Raw genomic sequence first — 22,617 nt, 5'->3', positions numbered from 1 at the left:
CGTTTAACTGCTAAACGGCTCGCAGCGATTCCAGCCGGTCCCGATCTGCACTCTCTGTAAAACGGACCAGGTCCTCGTCGCCTATGGTGGTGACGGCGCGAGGCAGTGTACGGCTGTCGGATGCGCGGCTGAGCCGTTCAATCACCAGACGTGCACGCCGCGTCTCACGGGCCAGCTCCCAATCCTCAATGGCGAATCGCTGCTCAAGCACCGCCAGGGCACGGAGAGCGTTCGCGGCGCCCGTCTGGGGAAGAAGGCGCATCAGGTGCATGCGCGCCTCATGTGTCCGACATTCCTGCAGGCCTCGCAGAAGTGCGGCGTAGGCGTGGCATTTGCATAGAACCATCACAGCATCGCGCGCGGCCATCTGCTCGGCCGTCGTGCCGCCGTCGAGGGCGATCCATACCGCGTTCAGCGCAACCGCCGGCGTGGATGCCAGCTCCTTGCGGTATTCATCGCGCAGCACGCTTCGCTCCACCGCGCGCAGGCTGCTGATGAACGCGCCGCGATACCAATCCACCAACTGTTCAAACGGCGTTGCGCCAACGCCTCGCGCGCCCGCCTCTACCAATCGATCGGCTCCGGAAAGTACTCTGCGATCAACTGCTGGTACCACGGTCGCAGCCGCTCCACGTCCGGAGGCTCGGCGCTTTTGCTGTACAGGTCATAGCTGTTGAAGGCCCGTACGCAGTCCATGTTTCGCAAATCGTGCGGCGACATCAAAGCTGTGTAGGCTCCCTCTTTATGGGCCGCGTAGAAGGAGTGGTACCGGATCATTGCCAGCGCAGGCTCCGGTAGGTGACCCTTGACCACCTGATAGAGGTACTCGTCGTGACCCCACGACAGATGGACCTGATCCAGACCGCATCCAGCCTGGTAGATGCCGAGTTCCGTGTTGTACCGCTCATCCGTCGCGTCGGGATTATCTGCGAAGAACTCGTGGTAGATCACCGCGGGCGAGAATGCGCAGCCGACAGGAAATGTATCGCCAACCACCGCCCACTGCGGCTCACCAAACAGGCACAAAACCTTGCCGAGGTCGTGAATCAGACCGGTGAGCACAAACCAGCGCGGATGCCCGTCATTGCGTATTGCCTCGGCCGTCTGCATCAGGTGGGCGATCTGACTCAGTTCGGTGTCGGGATCGCTGTCGTCCACCAGCGTATCTAAAAACTCCATCGCCTCCCAAACGCTCATTCGTCTGCGGCGTGGTGGCAAAAACGCCGCCTTCTTCCGGAGCACAAACTCCAGCGTTTGGAACTGGTGATTGGCACGGTAGAACTCACGGACTGAGGCACGCGCCTCAGCCGCGTAGTCGCGAAACCCATCCTGGCGTGCCGACGAGGCGATTTGACCCTCTGTCGCCGGCGAGAAGTCAGCCCCGACCGGACGGTTTTGACGTGTGCTGCTTTCTGTCGACGCCATGGGCACCATTATAAGCGCTCTGTACAAAAAGCGCCACCGCCAAACCTAACCCAATGACGATAATTGTGCGCCGTACAGCTCGCTGCCCGGCGCGCTGCGCCAGCCCAGCGCCCAGATAGCCGCCAAGTATGCTGCCCACCGCCATCCAGGCCGCCAGCCTCCAGTTAATCAGGCCCTGACTGATAAACAGGCACGTTGCCACGGCGTTGATCGTTAGCGCGTTCACGGCCTTGACGCCGTTCATCTGATGAATATTCTGAAGCCCCATGAGCGCCAGAACCGCCAGCATCACGATGCCGATGCCGGCGCCGAAATAGCCGCCATAGGTTGCTACAAACACCTGAAAAACCGCGACCATCAGCCACCGCACTGACGGGCGCGGCGCATCCGATGGTTCAGAACCGTCGGCAGCGTTGGTAGCGCGCCGTCGCAATACGGCCCGGCTTATCGGCTCCTGCGCCAGGAACAGACATGTTGCCAGCAAGATCAACCACGGCACAATCCGCTCGAACGCGCCATTTGATGTCTTGATGAGCAGCAGCGCGCCGGCCGCCCCACCGATCATGGAGGGCAGAAACATCACCGCGACGGCCAGCCCGGCGCCCCGAAGCTGCTTTCGGTAGCCCCACAGCGAACTTAGCTGACCCGGCCACAACGCGGCCGTGCTCACTGCATTGGCCACTCGGGCAGGCAGACCGGCCCATAACAGTGACGGAAACGTAAGCAGCGTTCCGCCACCCGCGACGGCGTTGACCGCTCCGCCCGCGAATGCGGCGGCAAATAGCAGCAGATAGTCGAGGGGTGTCATGCGCAGCCGAACACAGAAGCGACCCCCGTCTGACGCGCAGCCGGAGGTCGCGATTTGGGCCGCGCTGCAGCGCCGCCACTTTGCAAGTTCAGTGGATGGCGAACAGCGTATTCGATACGCCGGTGGTATTGGGCTCACCCAGGTCGGGCGAATCGGTGCCAACGTAGACGGTGCCGTCCGCGCCGATCGCCGGCGATGAGGTATCCAGATCGCCGCAGACCACCTTCCACATCACCACGCCCGAGGGATTGAGAGCGTAGAGAATGTGGTCGTCACTGGCAACGTAGATGTTGCCGGCGCCATCGACGGCCGGTGAGCAGGTGACCACATCTCCGGTGAGCGTTTGCCACTCGGAAGCGCCCGTGGCAGAAACCGCGTAGATATTGTGATCGGCTGAGCCGGCATACACATCGCCATGCGGGCCTATTGCCGGGCTTGCCGAGTTGGCGTCGCCCGTCTGGAACTTCCATGCCAGCGTGCCGCCCGGCGTCACCGAATACAGGAAGCCGTCATCGCTGCCAAATACCACGTCGCCCGTGGTGCTGTTCCAGGCCGGTGTATCCTCTACGGCGCCACCGGTCTTGAATGCCCACAACTGCACCCCAGAGGAGTTCAGAGCGTAGAGCGAGCCATCATCACTTCCAAAGTAGAGATTCCCGTTTGCGTCGATGAGAGCGCCACCGCGAACGCTATTGCCCACAGGCGCCGCCCACTTCTTGACGCCCGCCGGTGTAAGCGCGTACAGGTGCCTGTCTGCCGTGCCGGCGCCGAAGTAGATCGTGCCATCCGGACCAACGTTCACCGGGCCGATGATCTTGTCGTTCGCCTGGAACGTCCACCGGATCGCGCCGGTGAAGGCGTTGAGAGCATAGAGTTTGCCATCGTTGGCGCCAACGTATACCACCCCGGTACCGGCGACAGCAGGCCCACTCTGGCTCACGCCACCAAGCAGCGTCTTCCAGTGAAGCGTGCCATCCCGGTTCAGGTCGTAGAAGTAGCCGTCTTCGCACGCGAAGACTATGTCACCATTGAAACTTACGGCCGGCGGAGATTGAATGGATCCGCCCGCGTGGAACTGCCACGATACCGATCCCGAGCCACCTACGCCGGCGGATCGGCCCGAATTGAGCACGTCGCCGTGGAACTTCGGCCAACCCGTGGCCGCAAGGGCGGGAGTGCCCGGCGAAACGGTTACCGGAATCAAAACACTCTTGCCCGAATCGGTCTCTGTAGCGGTTATGCTGACGTTTCCGCCGGCAAAAGCCTCAAACTGTGCGGTGCTGCCGGTGGGTGTGAGCGCTCCCGTGGCGGGCGCCTGCCACTTCCAGTCGCTAAGGCCCGTGATAACCACGTTGTTCGAGGCATCCAGCGCCGACACGGCGAGCGCGATCGGCAAACCCACCGATCCACTTGGCGCGGCGCCTACCAGCTTCAACTGCGTGATTGTGCTGGCCATGGTGAGCGACGCGGTGACGGAGGTGTTTGGCTGCACCTGCACGATGCCGGTACCAACGCCCTGCGCCACCCCGGTTCCGTTGGAATTGGGATAGGCCGTGGCAGTGATCGTAGCCGCGCCGACCGCCAGATTGTTAAAGCTCAACGACGATGAGTTGCTGCCGGTGGGCCGGATGGCAGTCTTGGTTTGCGTTTGCTGCCCGGTCTGCGATATGGCGACGGTGATGCTCTGCGCCGCGGCCGGTATAACGCGCGTGTTTGCCGGCCAGTGGATGGTAATCACCACCGAGCGCCGCGCGCTGCGCGAGACGGCGCTTGAGCCACCACCGCAGCCTGAAGCGGCCATCAGCACAACAACGGCAAGCAAAAGGAGGCAGAGAGAGATTTTCTTCATGGTTCGGCTCCTCTACTGGATTCCGACCAGCACCTGACCGTTGTCCGGCAAGAATTGGTTGAACAGGTGGAAGCTGGTGTTGATCGTGCTGTTGAACGAGATCGCCGGTACCTCGACACCAATTGGCGACCCCGTGGCAGCGATAGACCCCATAAAAGCCGCATCGACCACCAGGTTGGTGCCGGGCGGGGGCGTTGGACGAGTGAACGTATAGTTGAGCGCCGCGGCGCTGTAGTTTGCCGTAGCGATCGGAACGCCATACAACTCTATCGTCATATCCGGCTGGTACGGTGTTGCAGAACCGGTAAACGCAGCGTACGGATTGTTGGTCTGTACGAGCTTGTCCGCGGAGTGCGAGAAGGAGGGTACTGCTGTCCAGCCGCCACCACGTACGTACTGCACACCGGCTCCAACGCTGGAATTGCCGCTGTAAGTAAACGCGAGCCCCGGTTTCGCCGCGCCGTTCAGCTTGGCGTACACATCAATGATTGGTGTAAACACCACGGGAACCGGGCCAAGGTACTCAACAATTGGCTTGATGGTTGTAAGCTGCGCGATAAGCACACTGGCATTGAGGCCGCTTGCAGACTCTGTGCTGTTGAGCTTCGCCTGCACCTGTGACGTGACCGTAGGTACCACACTGAGGCTTGCCACGCCGTTCGCGTCGATGTTGATGCTCACGTCCATCGAGGCGGTGATGCTGGCGGTGCCACTGAGCGTAACCGCGGTGGCGCCGGTGCCGGAAAGTACCGTATCGAGTGAGACTACCACGGGCCCGCCGCCGCCACGTGAATTTGCGCCAACGGCCACGCGCACGCCGGGTCGAACGCTGCGGGACGTGAGATTACTGCTGTCCAACTGCTGATGAACCTGGAGCTGCGCCCGCAAAAACACGTCCTCAAGCGAAACCGGGTGTGAGGTGAAGGAGGAGCCACTCACTGAATCGACCTGCCGAAGCATACCGTTCGGCGCGCCGGCGAGCGGTCCTGAAGCTACGACAACGCCGGCGGCCAGTGTCGGCAGGTTACCGCCGGCGAGCCCAACATTGTTGAGCCCACCATTGCCGGACGGCGTCACTACTGTTCCTGCGGGCAGCACCACCACGTTGCTGCTTCTTGGAATGCTGGGGTTTATCGCGGGGCCGGCGGAACTACCACCTCCACCACATCCCGCAAGCCCAGCTGCCAGAAATGCGCAGGCTAAGGCAATTCTGGCTGCGGTGCATTGCGACTTATGCATCATCGTAACTCCTCACCTGAGCGTTCAATCCAATCCGCTGCGGGAGATGCTGGTTACTGCGCCAATTCGTCGGAGCCACCGTCGCCGGCGGCCAATCTGACAGAACGAGAACAGGTCGTTCGGTGCGAGTTCGCTTCCTGCGTGCTGCCGACGCGATCCATTCAAACAAAATGAATCACGATGTTGAGAGTGGCTGGCGGACCTGATCCTCACTACCGGGCCAGAACAAACACCGGCGACTTGAACTCACCCGGCAGCTGGGCGCCGTTGGTACCGTAGACCGATGCGTTATCACCCTGGATATCGCGTATTCGCTCGATCCGCTGATTGCCGGTATCGGCGATGTAGATGTAACCGTCCGACGTGGACCAAACGCCGGAGGGCCCGGCCAGCAGAAGCGAACCCGACCCAGTATACCACGTAAAGCCCGCTCCCGACAAGGTTGCGTCATCCGCCATTCGGCACACTCGTGAGTTTTCCTGGTCGGCCACATACACGAATCCCCCAATCGCGCACACGCCGGTTGGATTATGGAACCCGGTTGAATTCAGATCACCGAGCTTGCCGTATGCCACCCAGTTCGTGCCGGTGATGTCGTCCATCCGAACGATGCGATTGTTGCCGCTATCTGCAACCCAGATCTTGCCCTGGCTGTCTACGTACACGCCGGTTGGGTTGCTAAAGCCTGGCCCAGAGACGCCGGCCGGCGGCCCGGAGATCGACTGCCATCCCGTGATATTGTCGAATGTCGGGTCAAACGACACGATGCGGTTGTTACCCTTATCGGCCACATATACCCGGCCATCGATGGGACCAATGGCGACACATGTCGGACCCTCGAACTGACCCACACCGCTGCCGTGGCTAGCGCCAAACTCAAGGCGCTCACCACCGGTGATACTATCGATCCTCACGATGTGGTTACCGTCGGAGCCGTTACTGGTTGACTCCGTGATGTAGATCCGCCCACTGGCGTCCAGAGCAACACTCGACGCGCCCGGAAGGGACGCGGCGCCGCTGGTACTGCCATATACCTGCGCTGCGTCACCCGCCATATCCACAGTTCGCGTGATGTCGTCACGAATGTTGTCGGCAACGAAGATTGAACTGGCCTGAACGGCCGGTACCGTCACTTGCGCCGTGGCATGCTTGGTTGGATCTGCGGCCGAAGTCGCGACAACCGTGAACATGCCGGCGCTTGCAGGCGCGGTATAGAACCCGGTCGGCGTTATTGTGCCGCCGGTTGACTGCTCCACGCTCCACTGAACGGCTGCATTACTCGTGCCCGTAACCGTAGACATGAACTGCTGTGTACCGCTTTGAAGAACAGTAACCGTGGTCGGAGAAATGTTGATGGCAATGGTGGGTACAACGGTTACCGTCACAGGCGCCGACGTCACGCCGTCTACGCTGGCGGTAACCGACGCTGCGCCGGGTGCAATGCCGTGAAGTTTACCGGTGGTGGGGTCCACCGCGAGGTTCGATGCGCCGGACGTCACCGTATAGAAAATCGAGCCTGGTGTAACGGCGACGATGTTTTTGGCGGCGTCATAGGCCGTCACCGTCAAGTCACCCTCTTGAGTCGCCTGAATCACCGGCGGTGGTGTTGTGTTGATCGAACATGCCGTGACTGTATTCTGGGTCGAAACGGTGCCGATGCCGCTGCCATCTCCGGCGATGGTTACCACCGCCGTGGCGATACCCACCACGCTCCCAGTGCCATTCGCCTGCGCATAAAACGTAACCACCAGTCTCCACTTGCCGGTTTGAGCTTCGTTGGCGGACGTGTACAGCCGGGTAAACGCAGAGGGGCTGGCATCGCGATTGATAATGAAGAAGAAGTCGCTGCCGTCGAAATTCGCCTTCTTCAGCGTCACATTGGCGGAGAGTGCGGAGGACGGCGCGGTGACCGCGCGGCTGCGGGCCGACCAGTTGAGAGTGATTTTGACGCGTGCACTGGTCGCGGCTGCGGTCTTCGAAAGTGCGCCGCCGCAGCCTTCGCAAAAAGTCATGACCGCCGCCAGACCCAACAGAAGAAGGGCACTGCCAGCTAAATAACGGCCTCGCATCAATCTTCCTTTCCACACAGTCCGCAGCGTATGCCGGGGGCGGACCTGGACGGTTGGGGGGCGTTGGCCGGAGGCGCTAACGGGTCACACCGTCTCGCGCAGCGAGACATTCGATCCAAACCTTGCGGTGGCTAATGTTGCGATATTACCAGCAGGTGCTCACCCGGTTTCACGAAATGCTGCATGCGCAGCATGATCGCCGCGCCGTGGGCAGATTTCTCTTCGTCGATGAGACGCGTTGCGGCTTGAATCTTGGCCTGCACAGCGTACACTTGGCGCTCGATTTGCGCGTTCTGTTGGCGCCGCAAGCCGGAACCCAGGTACGGCTCTCTGGCCCACACTCCGAACGACGCGCAAAACGCCACGGTGAGCACGGCGCCAATAGCGCGTCGTATTTCCGTTTTGTAGTCGCCGGGCTTACCGGCTGTCAGTTGCGTCATCGGTTGCCATGCCTGCCAGAACAACACGTACCAACCGGTCACTGCGGAATCGCCGCAGCATGGCAGCGCGCTGCTCGATTGAAACCGCCTGGCCGGGTGCAGAGTCAGCCATCTCCGTCAGTTTCTCCGCGTGGCGGCGCCATTCCTCCCACTGTTGCGCGAATTCCGCCGCATCCATCGCTTTTTCGCCCAACCGGCGACAGCCGTCGAGGTATAGCCGATACTCGTCGTCGTACGATGCATCCATCACCGTCTGATTACCGGAGGCTGTAGAACGCCGATCGACCCGGATACTCGGCGGTTTCACCCAATGCCTCTTCAATCCGTAGAAGCTGGTTGTATTTCGCCACCCGGTCGGTGCGATTTGGCGCCCCGGTCTTGATCTGCCCGGCGTTCGTCGCGACGGCGATGTCCGCGATTGTCGTGTCCTCTGTCTCGCCGGAACGATGTGAGATCACGGCAGTATAGCCCGCCCGCTTCGCCATCTCCATCGTGTCCAGCGTCTCTGTGAGAGTGCCGATCTGGTTGACTTTGATCAGGATGCTGTTGGCCGTATGTTCTGCGATGCCGCGCGCGAGCCGCGTGCGGTTTGTAACAAACAGATCGTCACCAACCAGTTGTACGTGGCTGCCAAGCCGTTCCGTGAGGAGATGCCAGCCCTCCCAGTCGTCCTCAGCCAGACCGTCCTCCAGCGACAGGATCGGATAGTGGTCAATCCAGCGCGCATACTGGTCCACCAACTCGGCGCTCGTATACGTTTTGCCCTCACCCTTCAGGTGATACGTCTGGTCAGCCGCATCGTAGAATTCCGTGGCGGCCGGATCCAATGCGATGTAGATATCGCCGCCTGCTTTGTAGCCGGCGTCGGTTATGGCCTGGCTGATCAACTGCAGCGCCTCCTCATTGCTCTCGAGGTTTGGGGCAAATCCACCCTCATCGCCATACCCGGTCGACAGGCCGCGATGAGATAGCACTTTGCGAAGTGCGTGGAACACCTCAGATCCCATCCGAAGCGCTTCCGAGAAGCTCGCGGCGCCGGCCGGCGCGATCATAAACTCCTGAAGATCCACGTTGCTGGATGCATGTCGGCCACCGTTCAGGATGTTCATCAGGGGCACCGGCAGCGCGCAGCTGTTGACGCCGCCCAGGTACTTGAACAGCGGCATCCCCAGAGCGGCCGCGGCCGCCCGCGCTACGGCAAGTGATATTCCGAGCAGGGCGTTTGCACCCATCGCCGACTTACTGTCGGTTCCGTCCAGATCCAAAAGGCGCTGGTCGATGCGACGCTGGTTCATCGCCGACATATCCACGATTTCGGGTCCCAGCTTCTCATTTACAATCTCAACTGCCGTTAACACCCCCTTGCCGCCATAACGCGACGTATCGCCGTCGCGGAGTTCGATGGCTTCGTGCGCGCCCGTCGATGCGCCACTGGGTACCGACGCCCGACCCATGGTTCCGTCTTCAAGATACACATCCACCTCAATGGTGGGGTTTCCGCGAGAATCGAGGATTTCACGGGCAGAAACGTCATCAATAACAAGCGTCATCAGCGTTTTTCGCTCCAGCGTAAGACTTTTCCGGCAGGCTGGCGGCGCCCCGGCCTGTGGTGCGCGCCCGGAACCTGCCGCAACGATTATGGCACACGCATCTGAACGGCAATGGTGGCTCGAAGACTGATTCCGGCTGTGGGCAGGCGCTCCGTCCTACAGTCGCAGCTAGCCTGGCCCCTCCACCGGCAACTCTTCGCGAGCGCCCCACTCGTTCCAGGATCCGTCGTAGTCGGAGAGGTTGTGGGCGCCGAGCATAGAAAGGGCAAATAGGGCCGCGGTTGCCGCGATACCTCCATTGCAATACGCGATAATGCGGTGCTGCGTATCAATGCCGGCATGCCGCACCGCCTCCCGCAGTTCGGCCTCAGATCGGAAACAACCACGATCATCGGTAAGCCTTTCACGCGGCAAGCTCCGGGCGCCGGGGATGTGGCCGGCCCGACCATCGCGGCGGATCGTACCGGCGTACTGGCCGCTGTCGCGAGCATCCACCAGAACCACGCCGGTTTGGCCCAGTGAAGCTCGCACATCGTCCGCCGTGCTTCGCCACTCCGGGTGCAGGTGAACCGGAAAAACCCTCGGGTCCGGCGCCGGAATGGACCGCTCAACCGGATACCCCTCGGCGACCCAGCGATTCCAGCCGCCGTTTAGCACGCGCACACGGCTGTGGCCGCAGTACCGAAGCACCCACCACAACCGTGTGGCGAACTGGGATGCCGGGTGCGCATCGTATGCCACGACCTCGGTGCTGTCATCCACGCCGGCTGCGCCGAACACGGCCTGAAGCTTCGCCGGCGATGCGACCTGTGCTGGGATCGGATCGTTTTCGTCCGCTATATCGCGCGTCCAGTCCAGGTAGATTGCGCCGGGAATGTGGCCGTTGAGCCAGGCATCCCGGTTTCCCAGATACTCGGCCTTCTGATCGCCGGACGGAGTTTCTGTAAGGCGAACCTCACCACGCATGTCCGCAATTCGTAGGCCGGCACTGCCTGCGCGGATGCGCTCCGCCAGTTCTGCCGGTTCGATCAGATGCTCAGCGCGCCTGTTCCCGGACTCGGTCTGCTCCTCTAGCATGGTTCAACCGCCTTTTGGTGGCCAATTTGCCAATGCAATACATGCGCTGCTCGGCGCGCCGGCACAAACTTTTTCGCAGACTACCCTAGATTCCTCCACGTACTCGCTCTAATAGAATTGCAGCAAATGTCTCTGCCCATTGGCCTCGCGAGTTCGGCTAGCCGACTTTGCGCTGCGGGGCGGGACTATGGCATGTCCGGTCGGCGCCTGTCGAGGCAACCGCGGATGGCATGTCTTTCGGCTGGGCGGCACGGTGTGCCGCTCGTTCTCGAAGGAGGAAGTCAGGATGAAGAGTTTTGTTCTCCGCCTCAACTGCCTTTTGGCCGCCGCGGCCTTCGCAGCCATGCTGCTCTGCGGCGCGGCTTCGGCCAAAGCAGAGGGCGGCGGCGTTGGCAGCGGAGGCGCTCCACCGCCCAAGCTCTCGGCAATGGTTGAGGGTGGCGGCGTTGGTAGCGGAGGCGCTCCACCGCCCAAACTCGCAGCAATGGTTGAGGGTGGTGGCGTTGGCAGCGGAGGCGCACCGCCACCGCCGCTCTAGGAATCGCGACGGGCTCGAGCCTCGAGCGTATGGCCTAGCGGTATGAACGCGCTGCGGACCGATGCCGAAGCGTACTCCGGGCTGGGCATATATGCTGTGCAGCCGGCTGAAGGTTCTCCTTCCGCCGGCTGCTTTCTCGTCGGGTTGTCCGTCCGAAGAACCGCCACGGCAATCAGCTGGACCCTGATATTGCTTTCGGCCCGCCGTCATCGCTTGCCCAGTGCGCCCTGCGGAGGAGGCGTGCCGCCTCTTTCTGCTCGCCATCGGTAATCGCGAACGCGGCCAGCTTTTGAAAAACCTGCCTGGCGTCCTGATGCGCGGCCTGGAATTTGTGTGCCTCCCGCCGTGTCAGGCTGGATGTAATCAGGTCGATGGCTTCGGCTGCCGCGCGCATATCCTCAAACGCTTCACCGGGACCCAATTGCGCCGCTCTGGATTCGCCCGCGATATAGTGCGCCTGCCACTCCAACATCGGCAGTGACACCTTACGGCCACGAAACAGCTCCGGCGCTTCCATGCCAGCCAGGCGCAGCAGACGCGTCGTCTCGTCCACGTCCTGTCCCAGCAGTCGCTGGAGTCCAACTGCGCCGGCATTCGAGGTTTCGATCGCCGCACGCGCATGCTCCTCTGCCATCGCTGAGTCTCCGGACGCCCCATAGATCCGCGCCAGCGTGACGTGTGCCGCAACCGCCTCGCGAACCGTGTCGGTGCTGTCGGCAACAGCCAGCGCCTGCTGGGCTTCGGATAGCGCGCTCGCCCGCGCCTCAACGGCGGCCGCACGATCGCCGGAGGCAACTGCTGCCTCGTGCGCGCACAGCCACGCTCGCGCCCGCAGTTCGCGAATGTTTGAGACCTCTCGCGTTCTCCCACTACTGGCGGCCGTTTCCAGCGCGTCCGTCGACCGCACAATGGCTCCTCGCCAGTCGCCACCCGCCAGGCTGGCCTCAGCCTCCATCATCGTGGCAATTATCACGCTCCGCGTGTTTCGCGTCCGGGAAGCCACGCGTACAGCCTGGCGCGCGCTTTCGGCCGCCTCAGGCACCGCTCCAATCGCCACCTGCACCTGCGCCAGCAGTGACCGCGCTATGCTTAGCCGCGCCTCGTCCTCAAACAGGAAGCTGGCAAGCACCACAGCCATCTCCAGCCGCTGTTTTGCTTCGCCCAGATTGCCCACGTTGAACGAACACTGGGCAGCCTCCATCAGAGCCTCGAGGAACAAACCGGCATTTCGAGATCCGGCTGCCTGCTGCAGGCACTGCGCCCAGAGCATCAGCGCTTGATCGTCGTGTCCGGTGGCGCGAACCACGTCCGCAACGTGAGACATCAGCTGCGGAATGCAATCGCGCTGCCGGACTTCGGGATCAAGTTCGCTGCTGATCTGTGCAGCCCGCCCATAGCATCGAATGGCCTCGCCGTGGTTTTGTTCCCGAAACCAGATGCTGCCCAACGTACACTCGGCACGCCACCTTACGTTCGCCATCTCGTTTTGGCGAGCTGGACCGAGCACCTCTTTCGCAATTTCCAGTTCACCGGCATGAACGAGTATCAGCGACAGGTCGAGTGACGCAAGGTCGCGGTAGTTGGATAAGCCGGCTTCCTCGAACAACTGGACGGCATGGTCGGTCAGCTCCCGCGCCTTCTCCAGGTTGTTATCTTCCATTTGCGCGCATCCGAGCATCCAGAGGCTCCATGCCTCCTGATCCTTGTTCTGAATCGCGCGGGCCAACGCCAACAACTGCTCCAACGACGACATATAGGCCGCACGGTCACGCTTGGGGAAGTTCTGAGCCTGCGCGAGGCTCTGGAGGTGCCCCATTTCCAATTGGATGCGATCGGGCAGTGCAATCGCCGGCCCACTTCGCGCTCCGCCGCCGGGCGCGGGCGCCGGATCCGGCGTACCTACCTCGGTAACCGGAACATCCGGGTCGAAGTAGCTGGCCGGCAGACCGGTGATGCTGGCGATCTGTTCCAGAGTGCGAACCGGCGTTGTTGTAATGCCTCGCACATACTGGTACACGGTGTCGGGCTTAACGCCCAGCCTGTTCGCCAGGTCTTTCAGGCTGAGCCCGGCATGTGTTGAGGCCATCTTGATGCGCTCGCCCATGCGCGCGCGTCGCTGCGGACTCTGCGGACGGCTGCCGTTTTCAAGGTGAGCATTCTTCATCATGAGCTCATCGTGCGCTCCGGTATTTCGCTTTCACCGGGTACAGAAACGGTGCATAAGTCCGTCGTGGCGCCACCAGCCAGAGCCCTATGGCGGTCCGCACGCGCCATACTCCACGCGACGAACTCCGGCGGTATCACCCTGGAATGGTCTCCCGAGGCGCACAGGGCTTGCAGGTTCGCGGTCATGTTCTTGTAGACCAACGCCAGCGCCATATGTCGCAACCGCTCGCGCCCGGCTTGAACCGGTTCGCCGGTACGGCGGCAGATCAGCGCTACGGAGTCGTTGTACAATCCAATGCGCGAAAGCAGCATACTGCCGGCAAGCGCCGCAAACTCAAGATCCGGCGCCCGCGTGAGCGCAGTTCGGATACCGTCGTACGCTACGAGCCCGTCGGAATCCAGCATCCAGAAGAGGCCGGACGCCAGTTGAGACCACGGCGAACTCGTCCGGCGACTTCCTTCCACACACCACTGGTAAAAACCGCCGGGCTGCAGGTCGAGATGCCGTACGGGAACAGAACTGGTTCTCAGGTCGGTGCGCATCAACTGCTGCGGCGCCAGCAGACCGGCGCCCGGCGGCGCGTCGATGGAAAACCTGTAGCGTGAAATCCCCTCCACATGAGGCACACCCAACCACAGTGGAGCGCGCACAAGACCGGTATAGAAGAGCAGAGAGGCTTCGGGTCCCGTGGCGTGATTCGTGACCTCTGCTCCACTCTTATCGTCGCTCCTCCAGGCTGTCGGCGCTCGATGCCTCAAGCAGAGTCTCCTCGCGTCACAAAATGGCCAATCCGTCGCCAGTGGCGATTTCCACGTTCATCCATCAAGCGGCGCAGCGATCGCCCGCTTCAAACTCTTGCGACCTTCCTGCAGGCGTGAGTTCACGGTTTTGCTGTCTACGTGCCACAACTCAGCAATATCCTTGTGCGAAAGGTCGCAGCAATAGTGCAGCAATAGCGCAGCGAATTGCGTTTCGGAGCGCATCCCAACCGATATTAACGCGTCGCACGTCTCTTCCGCCAGCTCGCGCTTGAGCAGCGCGCGGATCGGCTCATTGGCCGAATCCCCCGGCAATCGATCATGGTCGCCCGCGCCTGAACCGCGATGGCCGGCGTCGATTACTCCGGCGCCATCGACCGAGTCGATCGTCACCAGCCGGGATCTCCCGGCGAGGTACGCCGCCAGTTTTCGACGTGCAATGGAGCCCAGCCAGGTTTCCACGGAGCACGAGCGCCCCTCAAACTGGCCGCGGCCGCGCCCCTCAAACTGATGCAGGTTGGCAAACGCCGCAAGAAGAGTTTCGCCGGCCAGATCCTCCGCCTCTTCAGCCCGCAAGCCACGGCGCCGGAAGAAGCGATACTGTGCCGGCCAGTGTCGGTCCCACAGAGCCTGAAATATCGCTGGGTCGGTCGAATGCGCTACACCCGCTGCGGGCTTGTCGCGATCCTCGATGAAAGTGCGTTCGCAGGGCATGGATTCGACGTCCCGGCACCACAACCTGATCCTACGCGTAGCCTGTGCTGGTGCCAAGGCTGTTCCAGCGGGCCGCGTTACCTATTGAGTTTATCACATGCGCGGCGTGAAATCAAACCAGGTTGCGACACAGCCGGATCGGTTCGCCGATTCCGATTCCCGCAAGTTCGGCGGCAGAGCCGTTTCGCACGGCGACCTCCAGCGTGCCGCTGCTGCCGAACAGGGCAATCGGCTCAAGAGTGTCGACATCGGTGTATGTACGCCGAATGCCGCGCACCGTACACGACCCGACTGTGACCAGCCAGGGGCCGCGTGGCGCGGGCAGCGGGCCGGAGCCGGACCTGCTGAGCGCGGCATCCAGCAACTCAGGCACGATATCGGAAATCAGGTTGCCGAACCGGTCTATCCATCGGATGAAACCGGCCACGGCGTTTTCCGTGGCATGCCGTTGTGGCAGCGCCAGCCGAACCAGATCGGCGGCCGATACCGATAGCCCCAGCTCCCGAATCGGTCGGCCCAGAGCGATCTCCGCCGCGGCGAGAGCAAACAGATCGCGGCCATGGAAGGTGGCGCTCATCGCCGGTACAGGTATTGCTTCGGGCTCGATGACCACTGCTTCAAGCTGCGGATATTGCAGAAGAGTCTCGGTGAAGATGCCATTGTCGGGACCGACGAGGAAGAACGTGCCGCACCGGATCGCCAGTGCGTGCCGGGCCGATCCAACCCCCGGATCGACAACAGCCACATGCACCGTGCCATGAGGAAACCAGCCGACGGAGCTGGAGAGCAACCAGCTGGCAGCCATGACATCCTGCGGCGGAATCGCGTGCGTGATGTCTACGATCCGTGCCGCTGTGGCGCATCTGAGGATGGCGCCCTTCATCACACCAACGAACGGATCGGCAAGCCCAAAATCGGTGGTGAGTGTTATAACGGCTGGATGCGTCATCCATTGGCCCCAGGCTCGGTCAGGCCGCGTACCGCTCCACGATACGGTCTACATCCGACCACGGAATCTCGTCGAGGCGCGCGCCCAGCTTACTGACCACACGCGAAGCCAGCAATCCGCCGATGTGTGCCCCACACTGAAGTCCGAGGTCGTGCGTGACAGCGTGAAGGATGCCTGCTGCGTATACGTCGCCCGCGCCGGTGGTATCAACGGGCGTGGCGGGATATGCCGGTACGGTTACAGCGTGTCCGTCCTCAATGATCACCGATCCGTTGGCGCCCTGCGTCACCACCGCGATATCGGCGTGCTCGGCCAGGCGGGCAGCCGCACGGCGCGCGTCGTGCTCGCCGGTAAGCGTGCAGGCCTCTTGCTCGTTGCCGATGACAATGTTTACGTGCTCCTTCATGAGCGCGAGAATCTCCGGTTTGTTCCGCGTAACGCAAAACGTGTCGGAAAGGCTGAAGGCCACCCGGGTTCCGCCGGCACGCGCCTCGAGCATGGCTTTTGTAACCGCTTCGCGCTGCGACGCCGTATCCCAAAGATAAGCGGTGGCGTACAGGTATCTGCTGGACTTCAGCCGCTCCACGTCCACGTCCGGCGGCGCGAGCGAGCGGCAGCTTCCCAGGAACGTGCCCATTGTGCGCTCCGCATCCGGCGTCAACAGCACCACACAGGTCCCCGTGGCACCGGCCCCGACCGGAGCCGCGAAGGTGACGCCGCGATCTTCCATGCCCTGCATATAAAGGCGACCGCGCTCGTCATCCGCCAGCTTGCCGGTATAGCATGCCGAGCCGCCAAGCATCGCAACTCCGATCATCGTGTTCGCACCTGAGCCACCCGGCTCGGCATTGACAATATGCTCCGCAACGCGGGCAAGCAGCGTGTGCCCCTCGGCTTCTTCAAGAAGCGACATCGTGCCCTTTTGCAGTCCGATGTCGGCAAGCAGTGCGTCCGAGACTTCCGCCTGCACGTCGAACAAGGGATTGCACATGCCGAACACATCAAACGAGGACAATGAAGTGACCTCCGCGTGGGATTACAGAACGCCCGTGGTCGCAGCCGGAGACCTGCACGGGTCCTTGTAGTTTACCAGTCCCTGCCTCCGCCGGTAGCGTTGCCCCCAACGGACGCGCTTGACGGTGAACCGCCTCATGGGTATACTGCCGAGTGTGTCGAAGCCGCCTCAGGCGGCTCTTGTTCCCTTTGCGGTGCTGCTCTGCACCGCGGCCACAGCGCGCCGAAACCCAGCCGCCATGCCCCTCCTTGGATTCGAACTGGAAGAGATTCGCCGCCTGTTGGAGCTTGCCCGAGACGAGCACCTGGCGGAAATCCGATACTGCGACGGACATCGATCGATCCGTATCAAGGCTCCCAGGGCGGCAGGCACCACTGCGCCGCCGGAGCATGCCGCCACCATTCCGGCCAACGCCGCTCTGCGGCAGATCGCGGCGCCCACGGTGCCCGACGACGAGCCGGAAGTATCCTCCGCCGGCGTAATGCTCACATCTCCCATGGTCGGCATCTTCTACAGAGCCGATAAACCGGGAGCGCCGCCTTTTATCGAGGTCGGGCATCACATCGCGGCCGGCCAATCCATCGGCGTCATAGAGGCGATGAAGATCTTTTCGGATGTGCCGGCCGAACGCGGCGGCACCGTCCTGGCGATTCCGGCTGAAGATGGCGCGCTGGTTCAGGCCGGCGCGCCGCTGGTTGAGATACTGCCGGACGATGGCGAGTGACCGAACGCACCGATCCAGCCAACAGAGCCGCGCCACCTGAGCACTGCGGGCCGATCCGCATCGGCTTTCTCGGCATGGGCGTGGTTGGTACCGGCGTTGTGGAGCTGCTGCTCAAGCAGAGGGAGACGATCCAGCGCAAGAGCGGCGTCCAGTTTGAGATTGCCCGTATTGCCGTGAGCAACCCGGACAAGCGGCGCGCCGCCATCGTTCCGCAAAACATTGTTACTGCCAACGTCGAAGAGGTGATCGACGACCCGGCAATCCACGTGGTTTGCGAGTTGATCGGCGGCATTGAGCCGGCTGCGACCTACCTGCATCGCGCCCTGGCGGCCGGAAAGCATGTGGTCACGGCGAACAAGCAGTTGCTGGCCTGCGCCGGGCACAGCCTGATGGAAGAAGCCGAAGCCGGCGCGCTCGATTTTCAGTTTGAAGCCAGTGTATGCGGCGGCATTCCGCTCATCCAGCCAATGAAGAACGCGTTGGCTGCCAACGAGATCCGGCTGGTTGCGGGCATCATCAATGGCACCACCAACTACATTCTGAGTGAAATGGAGGCCGGGCACGGCGATTTTGAGACGGCCCTGCGCTCCGCCCAGGACCTGGGTTACGCGGAAGCAAACCCGGAAAGCGACATTGAAGGGCACGACGCCCGGTTCAAAATCGCCATTTTGGCCTCAATCGCGTTTACCGGCCGGATCAACGTGGCCGCCGTGCCTGTAGAGGGCATATCGCACATAACCCCGCGCGATATCAAGTATGCGCGCGACCTCGGCTTCGCAATCAAGCTGCTCGGCGTGGCTCGCCGTGTCACGAATACCGACGTGGAAGTGCGCGTCAATCCAGCCCTCGTGCGCACCGATCACCCGCTGGCCGCTACGCATGGCGTCAACAACGCCGTCTTGCTCCGCGGCGAACCCGTGGGCGAGGTGATGTTTTACGGTAGAGGCGCCGGCGCCGGACCAACCGCCAGCGCCGTAGTGGGGGACCTGATGGATGTCTTCCGTAACATCCGGCACGGCGCGACGGGTCGCGTGCCGTGCACGTGTGCACTCCCCTTGCAGCAGGTGCACCCAGACCAGGCCGTAACGCGCCATTATCTCCGAATGACGCTACGCGACCGCCCTCGGACACTGGCCGAGGTTGCAGGCGTTTTGGGTGAGCACCAGATTTCAATCCAATCGGTACTATCGCTGCAACCGGAGGAGGTAAGCTTCGGATATAACGAAGTCGTTTGGCTCACGCATCTGGCGCCATGGGGCGCCGTGCGCAGCGCACTGGCTACGATCGAGCTCATGAATGGCGTTGAGAGTATCGGTGCGTCCATACGCATAGAGGACCTCAAGTGATGGAAACGCAACCAACGTCCGCCGCCGTGGGACCGCTTGACAACCAGGATGAAGACACGTCAGCGATCGATCTGCGGATACTGCAGCCACAGGAAGTGCAACTGCTGCGCCTTGCCGGAGAGACTCGGCTGGTGCTGGCAGGCGACCGCTGCTACCTGAGGGTAACCGTGGCGCGCGCCTTTCCGCTCTCCGACCCAGACCACTACATCGGTTTTCTGGATGGCGCCGGTAAAGATATTGGCGTGCTGCCTGAAGCGGACCATCTGGACGCTGAGTCCCGTAAAATCGTGGCCGAAGAGTTGGAGCGGCGCTACTTCGTCCCTGTGGTGCTAAAGGTTATCTCGGTTACCGAAGAGCACGGCGCCCTCTACTGGAAGGTAATGACCGACCGCGGCGAGCGGGAAGTGGCTGTACGGGAAGTGAAGGACAATCTGCAGGAGGTTTCTGGCGGAAGGCTCCTCATGACCGATGTGGACGGCAACCGATTCGAGTTTCCGAACATTCACAAGCTCGATAACCGCAGCCTCGGGATCTTGATGCGATACATGTAGCCCGCGACCGGGTGACGGCGCCATCGTACCGTGCTCGCGCGTCGACGCATGGTAATTCAGCCCCGAACGTGCACAATCGCCTCACTGTACCGGCATACTGCTTGCAGGATGCGTGGTCTGGGCATCCTCGACCGGATTGCGGAGCGCGATCCGGAACATTGCCAAATGCACCGGCCAGGAGATCGCTTTGTGAAGACTATTGTGCGCGGCTTGGTCGCCGCCGTCTGCGTAGCAGCCGCACTCGCCGCGCGTGCGCAGAACGTCAATCCCGTTGGTTATTGGTCTGGCGACGGAACAACCAGGGATATTGTTGGCCACAGCAATGGCCTGCTGCTCGGCGACGCCGGTTTCGCCCCGGCAGTGGTAAATCAGGGCTTTCACTTCGTTGGTGGCGATGGCCGAGTTTTTGCACCGGATGTGCCGGCGTTTGCTACGCCGACCTGCGTAACGGTCTCGTGCTGGGTCCGGGTGGATGCGGCGCCATCTGCAGCTCAAGGTTTTGCCATAATCGCCACTCGCGAGGACGGTTTCGGCGACTACACGTGGCAGCTCGGCGTCGATCAGGACCAGTTCCTCACCTTCAACTGGTCCGATGGCCCCGATACCGGATCCATCTCGTCCAGGATACCGCTCGGAAGATTCATGCTCGTTCAGGCGGTGGTGAACGGCGCTACCGGATTTGCGCACCTGGATGTAGATGGCGCGGCCGGTATATACGAGCACACCACGATTCTGCCGGACGCTCAGTTGTATGCGGTGGGCTTGCCCGGAATTGGGATCGGTAATGTTCCACAAGCTATAAATCCCGATCAGATGCCGCTTGACGGCGTGGTGGATGAGCTGAAGGTGTACAACGTGGCGAAAATGCCATCTACGCCCGTGCGAGATGCAAACGGCGACGGCCACCAGGACCTGTTCTGGGTGGATGCACTTTCGAACAACGTAGCGGTATGGGACCTGGTCAATGGCGCACACACAGGCGGTGAATCATACAGCCAGGGCCCGCTGAAACCCTGGAGCCTGGTATCCACGCTGGATCTGAACGGCGACAGCTACCCCGACGAGGTGTGGCAAAACACACAAACGGGCGAAGTCGATTACTGGGTAATCCGTCCCGGCATGATCAACCAGACCGGTGTGCTCGCCGCCGGTATCAACCCGGTTTGGCACGTGGTGACCATGGTCGACCTGGATGGTGATGGCTTCCCAGGCATTGTGTGGCAGAACCAGGCGACTGGTGACGTGGTCTACTGGAGCTTCTTCGAGTCGGCAGTTGCGGGCACTACCGTTATGGCGTCCGGGCTGGATCCCGCCTGGCGACTGGCTGCGGTCGCCGATGTTAACGGTGACGGTTACCCCGACCTGATCTGGCAGAACAGTAAAACCGGCGCCGTTGCCTACTGGCTGATGCAGGGAACGCGCCACATCGGAGGCGGCATGATCGTTTCGGCAATGAGCCCGGCGTGGCGCCTGATTGGCGCCGCCGACCTGATGAATAACGGCAATGCCGACCTGATCTGGCAGAACACCTCCGTGAACTCCGTGGACTGGTGGCAGATGCAGGGCGTAACGCATGTTGGCGGTGGCGTGATCAGCAGCGGCACCGCATCGCGCTGGCAGCCGGTCGCCAATTAGCGGATAAACCAGCAGTACCAGGTTGGCCCCTGTGCCGCACCGCGCAGGGGCCAATCGTATTCAGGGGCGCCGCGCACCGCCGTCGCGGAAGCACATGAGTTTGGAACGCTCGGCACTCCCCAGACGTCAAATCGTAGTGTCCGCCGAAGATCGGGGCGGCCACACCAGGCTGACCGGGAGATAGTATGTCAAATTCGTTGAGACAGCGGATCCGCGGGCTCGCGGCTGCGCTGCTCTTGGTTGTCGCGCTCTCATCGGCATCGGAAGGCGCACGCGCCCAGGGGGCTCCGGTAAGCTACTGGCCGGCCAATGGAAACGCCACCGACGTCACCGGCGGTAACGACGGGCTTCTGAGCGGCAGTGTGTCGTACACAACCGGCGTTCGCGGCGAAGCCTGGCAGTTCACGGGCGGAAACGGTCGCGTCTCGGTTGCCGACGCACCCAATCTCCAGATCACAAGCTCCCTCACGATTTCCGGTTGGGTTAACGTAACGGCATTTCCGTCGGCCGCCCAGGGATATGCCGTCATATTGGCGCGAATTGATGACACCGGTTACGCGCCCTACCTGCTGGCCGTCGACTCCAACGGACATCTCTACTTTCAGATAGCTTCCGGAACCGCATACCACTACGTCTATGCCTCCATTCCGCGCGGGCGTTTTATTTACGTTCAAGCGCTGCTGGATGGAGATACCGGACGCATGGCGCTGCTGGTTGACGGAGTGCTGCTCCGATCCGACACCACCACCGTGCGGCCGGGCGGCGCGCTGAGCGCCGCAAACAACCCGGGCGTCGGAATAGGAAACGTCCCGGACGCGTCAGCGGCCGCTCAGCTGCCGTTCAACGGCATCCTCGATGAGATGCAGATCTACAACCAGGAGCAGGATCCGGTTGGCGCAATGCGTGATGCCAACGGCGACGGTGAACCCGATCTCTGGTGGTTCAATACCAGGACGCAAGGCTTTTCCACCTGGCTGCTCGATGGCACGAGTATCCTCTCCACCGGCACGCTGCCGAGCAGCTCGCCCCTATGGCGTCCGGCCGCGATTGTAGACCTGAACGGCGACGGAACGCCCGACATACTGTGGCAAAACGTAACGAACGGCGCCATCGTCTTCTGGCTGATGTCTGGCAGCCGCAAATACAGTTCCGGCTACGTCTCGTACGGTGGCGATGCGAACGAGGTACTGGTCACCACGGCAGACCTCAATGGAGATGGCCATCCCGACCTGATCCTGCAGGACAAGGCCACCGGCGTCGTTACAGCATGGTTGATGAACGGAACGCAGCGTATCGGTACGGCCACACTCTCTACGGGGGTTGATCCGTCATGGAACGTGGTAGCCGCGGCGGACCTGAATGGTGACGGCTCGCCGGACCTGATCTGGCAGAACAGCACCACCGGCGGAGTGGTCTACTGGCTGATGGATGGATTGACGCGAACCCAGAGCGGATTTATCTCCGCCGGCAACAATCCGGCGTGGCAAATTGTGGGGACTGCAGATTTGCAGGCCGATGGGCAGCCCGATCTTATCTGGCACAATACCCAGAACGGCGCTGTGGTCTATTGGATCCTAAATGGGCTGACGCACACCGGCGGCGGATACATCTCAACGGGAACGGATACCGATTGGGTTCCGATCTCGCGGTAAGCGGCTGAAGCCAAACGGCTGCATCGGCCCGGTCGGTCACCCTCGGCGCCCCGCCGTGATATACTGCAAGTGCGCCAGCATGGCGCCTGGGCAATACCGGGTTGAGGAGAG

The 22,617-nt window shown here is 61.9% G+C and carries 21 protein-coding genes; 6 read left to right on the top strand and 15 right to left on the bottom strand.

The annotated features are described in order from the left end of the window. Positions 1–10: 10 nt before the first annotated feature. From KGJ62_08700 to KGJ62_08655, 10 genes are all read right to left on the bottom strand, one after another. Positions 11–571, bottom strand: a complete 561-nt coding sequence (locus tag KGJ62_08700; protein ID MDE2126655.1) for a hypothetical protein — start codon at positions 569–571, stop codon at positions 11–13. Beyond that, positions 565–1,425: an inositol oxygenase gene (locus KGJ62_08695; GenBank protein MDE2126654.1), complete on the bottom strand. Its 861-nt coding sequence runs from the start codon at positions 1,423–1,425 to the stop codon at positions 565–567. The genes KGJ62_08700 and KGJ62_08695 overlap by 7 nt, the downstream gene beginning before the upstream one ends. Beyond that, positions 1,376–2,233 carry a sulfite exporter TauE/SafE family protein gene (locus tag KGJ62_08690; protein ID MDE2126653.1) on the bottom strand — a complete coding sequence of 286 codons (858 nt, stop codon included), beginning with the start codon at positions 2,231–2,233 and terminating at the stop codon, positions 1,376–1,378. The genes KGJ62_08695 and KGJ62_08690 overlap by 50 nt, the downstream gene beginning before the upstream one ends. An 88-nt stretch (positions 2,234–2,321) precedes the next feature. Further along, on the bottom strand, positions 2,322–4,082 hold the full coding sequence (locus KGJ62_08685; protein MDE2126652.1) for a PQQ-binding-like beta-propeller repeat protein: 1,761 nt from the start codon (positions 4,080–4,082) through the stop codon (positions 2,322–2,324). 12 nt (positions 4,083–4,094) lie between these two features. Continuing rightward, positions 4,095–5,324, bottom strand: a complete 1,230-nt coding sequence (locus tag KGJ62_08680; protein MDE2126651.1) for a hypothetical protein — start codon at positions 5,322–5,324, stop codon at positions 4,095–4,097. A 209-nt stretch (positions 5,325–5,533) separates the two neighbouring features. Then, positions 5,534–7,333: a hypothetical protein gene (locus KGJ62_08675; GenBank protein MDE2126650.1), complete on the bottom strand. Its 1,800-nt coding sequence runs from the start codon at positions 7,331–7,333 to the stop codon at positions 5,534–5,536. Between the two features lie 188 nt (positions 7,334–7,521). Beyond that, the gene (locus KGJ62_08670; GenBank protein MDE2126649.1) at positions 7,522–7,830 is read right to left on the bottom strand and encodes a hypothetical protein; all 309 of its coding nucleotides are present in this window, start codon (positions 7,828–7,830) and stop codon (positions 7,522–7,524) included. Further along, the gene (locus tag KGJ62_08665) at positions 7,808–8,077 is read right to left on the bottom strand and encodes a hypothetical protein (protein ID MDE2126648.1); all 270 of its coding nucleotides are present in this window, start codon (positions 8,075–8,077) and stop codon (positions 7,808–7,810) included. Before KGJ62_08665 ends, KGJ62_08670 begins: the two co-directional genes overlap by 23 nt. Before the next feature lie 10 nt (positions 8,078–8,087). After that, positions 8,088–9,380: a phosphopyruvate hydratase gene (eno, locus tag KGJ62_08660; protein MDE2126647.1), complete on the bottom strand. Its 1,293-nt coding sequence runs from the start codon at positions 9,378–9,380 to the stop codon at positions 8,088–8,090. Between the two features lie 168 nt (positions 9,381–9,548). Then, positions 9,549–10,457, bottom strand: a complete 909-nt coding sequence (locus KGJ62_08655; GenBank protein ID MDE2126646.1) for a sulfurtransferase — start codon at positions 10,455–10,457, stop codon at positions 9,549–9,551. A gap of 286 nt (positions 10,458–10,743) precedes the next feature. Between KGJ62_08655 and KGJ62_08650 the strand changes: the two genes are divergently transcribed. Then, entirely contained in the window at positions 10,744–10,995 is a 252-nt protein-coding gene (locus KGJ62_08650) for a hypothetical protein (GenBank protein MDE2126645.1), read from the top strand. A 172-nt stretch (positions 10,996–11,167) separates the two neighbouring features. Here KGJ62_08650 and KGJ62_08645 read toward each other — a convergent pair whose 3' ends face one another. The 5 genes from KGJ62_08645 to KGJ62_08625 all read right to left on the bottom strand — a co-directional run bounded on the left by KGJ62_08645 (position 11,168) and on the right by KGJ62_08625 (position 16,598). Then, entirely contained in the window at positions 11,168–13,162 is a 1,995-nt protein-coding gene (locus KGJ62_08645; GenBank protein MDE2126644.1) for a helix-turn-helix transcriptional regulator, read from the bottom strand. Then, on the bottom strand, positions 13,159–13,920 hold the full coding sequence (locus KGJ62_08640) for a hypothetical protein (protein MDE2126643.1): 762 nt from the start codon (positions 13,918–13,920) through the stop codon (positions 13,159–13,161). The genes KGJ62_08645 and KGJ62_08640 overlap by 4 nt, the downstream gene beginning before the upstream one ends. Positions 13,921–13,977: 57 nt before the next feature. Beyond that, the gene (locus KGJ62_08635; protein MDE2126642.1) at positions 13,978–14,634 is read right to left on the bottom strand and encodes a sigma-70 family RNA polymerase sigma factor; all 657 of its coding nucleotides are present in this window, start codon (positions 14,632–14,634) and stop codon (positions 13,978–13,980) included. A gap of 112 nt (positions 14,635–14,746) precedes the next feature. Beyond that, positions 14,747–15,583: an SAM-dependent chlorinase/fluorinase gene (locus tag KGJ62_08630; protein MDE2126641.1), complete on the bottom strand. Its 837-nt coding sequence runs from the start codon at positions 15,581–15,583 to the stop codon at positions 14,747–14,749. Positions 15,584–15,602: 19 nt separating this feature from the next. Further along, positions 15,603–16,598: an adenosine kinase gene (locus KGJ62_08625; protein ID MDE2126640.1), complete on the bottom strand. Its 996-nt coding sequence runs from the start codon at positions 16,596–16,598 to the stop codon at positions 15,603–15,605. Positions 16,599–16,734: 136 nt separating this feature from the next. Here KGJ62_08625 and KGJ62_08620 point away from each other — a divergent pair, with 136 nt between their 5' ends. The 5 genes from KGJ62_08620 to KGJ62_08600 all read left to right on the top strand — a co-directional run bounded on the left by KGJ62_08620 (position 16,735) and on the right by KGJ62_08600 (position 22,506). After that, a complete protein-coding gene (locus KGJ62_08620) occupies positions 16,735–17,322 on the top strand; it encodes an acetyl-CoA carboxylase biotin carboxyl carrier protein (GenBank protein ID MDE2126639.1) in 588 nt (195 codons plus the stop codon). After that, positions 17,319–18,668, top strand: a complete 1,350-nt coding sequence (locus KGJ62_08615; protein MDE2126638.1) for a homoserine dehydrogenase — start codon at positions 17,319–17,321, stop codon at positions 18,666–18,668. Before KGJ62_08620 ends, KGJ62_08615 begins: the two co-directional genes overlap by 4 nt. After that, entirely contained in the window at positions 18,668–19,219 is a 552-nt protein-coding gene (locus KGJ62_08610; GenBank protein ID MDE2126637.1) for a DUF1854 domain-containing protein, read from the top strand. Before KGJ62_08615 ends, KGJ62_08610 begins: the two co-directional genes overlap by 1 nt. Positions 19,220–19,408: 189 nt before the next feature. Continuing rightward, positions 19,409–20,854, top strand: coding sequence for a VCBS repeat-containing protein (locus KGJ62_08605; protein ID MDE2126636.1), 1,446 nt, complete (start codon positions 19,409–19,411; stop codon positions 20,852–20,854). A gap of 185 nt (positions 20,855–21,039) precedes the next feature. Then, positions 21,040–22,506 (top strand): VCBS repeat-containing protein, encoded by a 1,467-nt coding sequence (locus KGJ62_08600; protein MDE2126635.1) that lies wholly within the window; start codon positions 21,040–21,042, stop codon positions 22,504–22,506. Positions 22,507–22,617: the final 111 nt, after the last annotated feature.

The organism is Armatimonadota bacterium (assembly GCA_028871815.1).
GTDB lineage: Bacteria > Armatimonadota > Chthonomonadetes > Chthonomonadales > Chthonomonadaceae > REEB205.
Note: the sequence above shows the minus strand (reverse complement) of the source record. Positions and strands in the feature narration are given on the sequence as shown.

Excerpts from the sequence above, each read along its gene's own strand:
- KGJ62_08670 (MDE2126649.1), bottom strand. The coding sequence starts at position 7,830 with ATGACGCAACTGACAGCCGGTAAGCCCGGCGACTACAAAACGGAAATA.
- KGJ62_08665 (MDE2126648.1), bottom strand. The coding sequence starts at position 8,077 with ATGGATGCATCGTACGACGACGAGTATCGGCTATACCTCGACGGCTGT.
- KGJ62_08685 (MDE2126652.1), bottom strand. The coding sequence starts at position 4,082 with ATGAAGAAAATCTCTCTCTGCCTCCTTTTGCTTGCCGTTGTTGTGCTG.
- KGJ62_08675 (MDE2126650.1), bottom strand. The coding sequence starts at position 7,333 with ATGACTTTTTGCGAAGGCTGCGGCGGCGCACTTTCGAAGACCGCAGCC.
- KGJ62_08695 (MDE2126654.1), bottom strand. The coding sequence starts at position 1,425 with ATGGCGTCGACAGAAAGCAGCACACGTCAAAACCGTCCGGTCGGGGCT.
- KGJ62_08630 (MDE2126641.1), bottom strand. The coding sequence starts at position 15,583 with ATGACGCATCCAGCCGTTATAACACTCACCACCGATTTTGGGCTTGCC.
- KGJ62_08635 (MDE2126642.1), bottom strand. The coding sequence starts at position 14,634 with ATGCCCTGCGAACGCACTTTCATCGAGGATCGCGACAAGCCCGCAGCG.
- KGJ62_08690 (MDE2126653.1), bottom strand. The coding sequence starts at position 2,233 with ATGACACCCCTCGACTATCTGCTGCTATTTGCCGCCGCATTCGCGGGC.
- KGJ62_08645 (MDE2126644.1), bottom strand. The coding sequence starts at position 13,162 with ATGATGAAGAATGCTCACCTTGAAAACGGCAGCCGTCCGCAGAGTCCG.
- KGJ62_08620 (MDE2126639.1), top strand. The coding sequence starts at position 16,735 with ATGGGTATACTGCCGAGTGTGTCGAAGCCGCCTCAGGCGGCTCTTGTT.
- KGJ62_08680 (MDE2126651.1), bottom strand. The coding sequence starts at position 5,324 with ATGATGCATAAGTCGCAATGCACCGCAGCCAGAATTGCCTTAGCCTGC.
- KGJ62_08655 (MDE2126646.1), bottom strand. The coding sequence starts at position 10,457 with ATGCTAGAGGAGCAGACCGAGTCCGGGAACAGGCGCGCTGAGCATCTG.
- KGJ62_08610 (MDE2126637.1), top strand. The coding sequence starts at position 18,668 with ATGGAAACGCAACCAACGTCCGCCGCCGTGGGACCGCTTGACAACCAG.
- eno (MDE2126647.1), bottom strand. The coding sequence starts at position 9,380 with ATGACGCTTGTTATTGATGACGTTTCTGCCCGTGAAATCCTCGATTCT.
- KGJ62_08650 (MDE2126645.1), top strand. The coding sequence starts at position 10,744 with ATGAAGAGTTTTGTTCTCCGCCTCAACTGCCTTTTGGCCGCCGCGGCC.
- KGJ62_08600 (MDE2126635.1), top strand. The coding sequence starts at position 21,040 with ATGTCAAATTCGTTGAGACAGCGGATCCGCGGGCTCGCGGCTGCGCTG.